This is a genomic window from Massilia phosphatilytica (assembly GCF_977014125.1).
On record NZ_CDRNIL010000015.1, the window covers coordinates 1 to 3,525 of the forward strand.

Below are 3,525 nucleotides of genomic sequence, written 5' to 3' on the forward strand. Positions count from 1 at the left end.
TACGTATTGCTAAGGTTAAAACGGAGGAGTTAGTTGGATGATCCTGCTCCTGGTAGATGCCTGCATCCTGTGCAAGCGCCGATGCACTTGTTAACAAGAGTAAAAAAGCACCTGCCCCGGCCAACGCGCATCGCGAACGATAGATACCATCGCCAGGTCGCAAGTCATTCCTGCCGGCTTTGAGCCCTGGAGTAGGCAGAACACTGTAGATCATGAGTTCTCCGCTTGTACAGACATCGGGTTGAACTCGCATCTTTCCACAATGAGAGGCAAAATTAGTCACGCAATGTAACGTATGCCTTTAATGAGACAAACTTTTTTATCGCTAAAAAATGTTTAGAAGTTACCGTCCCGCCCCTTCGGTGTGACTGCTTAGCGCACCCGGCAAGCGTTGCAAATCACTGATTAATAAAGGTTGGCTGTGCCGACTCGAGCGACTTTTAATCCGTTGGTCGCAGCTTCGCGCCCCGCACGGCCTACCAGAATCACCAGGAAGCCCACGCATTTCGGTGCGTGGGCTTTTTGCGTTCTAGCAGTCCGCCTCCATTAACACGAAATTGCGCGCCACCGGCTGCAACGCCGACGGCGGCATCGCCTTCGAAATCAAGTAGCCCTGGATCTCGTCCGCAATCCAGCGCGCGCAGCATGTCGACCTGTTCCATCGTTTCGACGCCTTCCGCCACCACCCGCATCGCGAGCGCGCGCGCCATCGTGACGATCGCCCTGACGATCACGATCCCGCCCTCCGTCTTGCCGAGCTGGACGATGAAAGCGCGGTCGATCTTGAGCCCGTCGAAATTCAGCTTGTACAGCTGCGACAGCGACGAATACCCGGTGCCGAAGTCGTCCAGCAGCACCTTGATCCCGGTCTGGCGGATCGCCTGGATCGCGCCGAGGACGGAGGCCGTCTCGTTCATCACCGACGACTCGGTCAGCTCGACCTCGACCAGGCGTGGGTCGACCGCATGCAGCTCCAGCGCCCGGCGCAACGTCTGCGCGACGTCGGTATCGTTGAACTGGCGCGGCGAGATATTGATCGATACGGGCACCAGCTTGTTGCCGTTCTTCGCCCACAGCGCCAGCTGGGCGCAGACCTTGTCGATCACGAGGTCGCCGAGCTTGAGCACCAGTCCGGTCTCTTCGACGAGCGGAACGAACTCGGCCGGAGAAACGACGCCCCGCGTCGGGTGGATCCAGCGCACGAGCGCCTCCAGGCTCGTGATCGAGCCGTCCGCCAGGTCCACGCGCGGCTCGTAGTACATGACGAACTGGTCGTCCGCCAGCGCATGGCGCAGTTCGCGGATGCGTTCGAGGCGGGCCTTCAACTGGTCGTGGAACTTGCCGTCGAAGAAGCGATAGCTGCCGCGCTCGTTTGTCTTCGCCGAATACATCGCGACGTCGGCGTTCTGCAGCAGCGCGCGCGGCTCCGTGCCGTCGGTGGGGAACAGGCTGATGCCGATCGAGGCGCCGAGCACGTACTCGCCGTAGGACATCCGGATGATCCGGCGGAAGGCGCGCTGGATGCGTTCGCTCGCCTGGGCCGCATCGAAGGCGTCGGCGACCTTTTCGATCACGACCACGAACTCGTCGCCGCCGAACCGGGTCACGCAGTCGTGCGGACGGACGGCTTCCTTGAGCCGCTGCGCGGCCGTGCGCAGCAGTTCGTCGCCGGCGGCATGGCCCCAGGTATCGTTGATCGCCTTGAAGCCGTCCAGGTCGATGAACAGCAGGGCAAACATGGTGTGCTCCCGCTCGGCCCGGGCAATGGCTTCGCGCAAGTGGCCTTCGACCCAGTAGCGGTTGGGCAGGCGGGTAAGCGGGTCTTCGTTGCTGCGCCGTAGCAGCTCATCGGCGTGCGCGCGTTCTTCCGTGACGTCGCGGGCCGAGACGGCGAGGTTGTCGCCGTAGCGGAACATTTTGAGGTGCACCCACCTGGCCGGAAAGTCGTCCTGCGGGCGTCCCAGCGTCACCTCGTTGTAGCCGCTTTCCATCGCGCGCCGCAGGCTGTCCATGCGCATTTCCATGGTGTCGCCTTCATACAGGTCGGTGACTGTCTTGCCGATCAGGTCCCGGCGGTCGCGCGCGGCCAGTTCCGCGGCGCGCCGGTTGCGATCGATCACCTCGAAGTCCTCGATCCCGCCCCATTCGTCCCATTGAGGGCGCAGCATGTAGAAGCCCTCGTTGCTGGCCTCGGTGGCCATCCGGTATGTCTCGCGGATCACGCGTAGCTCGCGGTCGCGGCGCGCCAGGCGCAGCGAATTGGTCGTCGCGAGCAGCGCGAACAGCACGCGATCGTCGCAGTGCCCAGCAACGCGCTGTTCGTCCACGCGCGGCGCATCGCATACCACGGGGCGAGGATGGTCTCGTGGTCGAGTCCCACCACCGCGTTGACGCCGCGCCGATCGATGTGTTGCCAGCCGACGAAGCGGGGCCGGCCGTCGCCGAACCACGCCGCGCCGTCGACCAGTGCACTGCCGGCCGCCATCCCCAGCGCCGGCGCATGGACGAACGCCGGCCGGCGGGTGGTGCCCGCCGGGCCCTCCGAGCGCAGCGCCCGCGTCAGCCCGTCGTCGCCGACGATGGCCAGCAGGCCGTCCTGGCGGAAGACCGGATCGGCATCGCCCATCGTGAAGTACGCGGGATCGACCGCGACGACGACCGCGGCCGCGAACTTGCCATCCCGGTCCGACAATTCCCAGGCGAAGAGCAGGCGGTGCCGGGGCCCGCCGCGTCCCTCGATCGCCACCTTGTCCACGAAAAAATTGACCGGCATGCCGCTTTGCACCCGGGGCAGGATGTAGGCGGCCGCGGCGGGCGACATCGTCGTCGGCGCACTGGACGTCAGCACCCTGCCCTCGGCATCGATCAGCGCCACGACCAGGCGCGACGATGGGAGCAGCAACCCCTGCTCGTCCGCATAGCCGAGGTGGACGTCGCCCTGCCGCGACTCCCAGTCGTATTTCACGAACCGGGCGGTCTGTTCGATCGTGTCGATCTCGCGCCCGATCCGCTCGGCGTAGCCGTTGGCGAGGACCTGCGCGTCCTGCAGCGTCTTGAATTCGAGCTGCCTGCGCTCCGCTTCCAGTTGCTGGAACAGGACGATCCAGCCGAGCCCCAGCACGACCAGCGCGCCCATCGGCCAGGCAAGCAGGCGCCAGATATGCTGCTTCCAGAACGCAAGCCCCCCGGCACGCGCGTGGCGTGCTGTCGCGACGCGTGCTCGCAAGTACGTTATTAGTCTGCGATACATTGCTCGCCCCTACTAGTCGGACGCCCCTTCCATCCGACAGTACAGCCGGTTCGGGAAAAATTCAACTTGCACACATACGGTGCCGCCCAAAGGCGTGCTTGCCTGATGACTATTTTTAGTATACGGTGTATACATGACAACCAAAGAACGCATCCTGGCGATTGCCATCAGCGAACTCGAAGCCCATGGACTGGATGGTTTGACCAGGTGCTGGATCATCCAACTAACTCCTCCGTTTTAACCTTAGCAATACGTAACTGAACGAGTAGGTTACA

General features: G+C 63.4%; 3 protein-coding genes. 1 reads left to right on the forward strand and 2 read right to left on the reverse strand.

Annotation, left to right across the window (positions count from 1 at the left end; translation table 11 throughout):
- Positions 1 to 485 precede the first annotated feature (485 nt).
- Together ACWNCF_RS00515 and ACWNCF_RS00520 are read right to left on the reverse strand one after the other, a co-directional pair.
- Complete coding sequence (locus ACWNCF_RS00515; RefSeq protein ID WP_449405641.1) at positions 486 to 2,327, reverse strand: putative bifunctional diguanylate cyclase/phosphodiesterase; 1,842 nt, start codon at positions 2,325 to 2,327, stop codon at positions 486 to 488.
- Complete coding sequence (locus ACWNCF_RS00520) at positions 2,219 to 3,226, reverse strand: hypothetical protein (RefSeq protein WP_449405642.1); 1,008 nt, start codon at positions 3,224 to 3,226, stop codon at positions 2,219 to 2,221. The genes ACWNCF_RS00515 and ACWNCF_RS00520 overlap by 109 nt, the downstream gene beginning before the upstream one ends.
- Before the next feature lie 129 nt (positions 3,227 to 3,355).
- On the opposite strand from ACWNCF_RS00520, the gene ACWNCF_RS00525 reads away from it, so the two are divergent.
- On the forward strand, positions 3,356 to 3,511 hold the full coding sequence (locus ACWNCF_RS00525; RefSeq protein WP_449405643.1) for a hypothetical protein: 156 nt from the start codon (positions 3,356 to 3,358) through the stop codon (positions 3,509 to 3,511).
- Positions 3,512 to 3,525: the final 14 nt, after the last annotated feature.

Excerpts from the sequence above, each read along its gene's own strand:
- ACWNCF_RS00525 (WP_449405643.1), top strand. The coding sequence starts at position 3,356 with ATGACTATTTTTAGTATACGGTGTATACATGACAACCAAAGAACGCAT.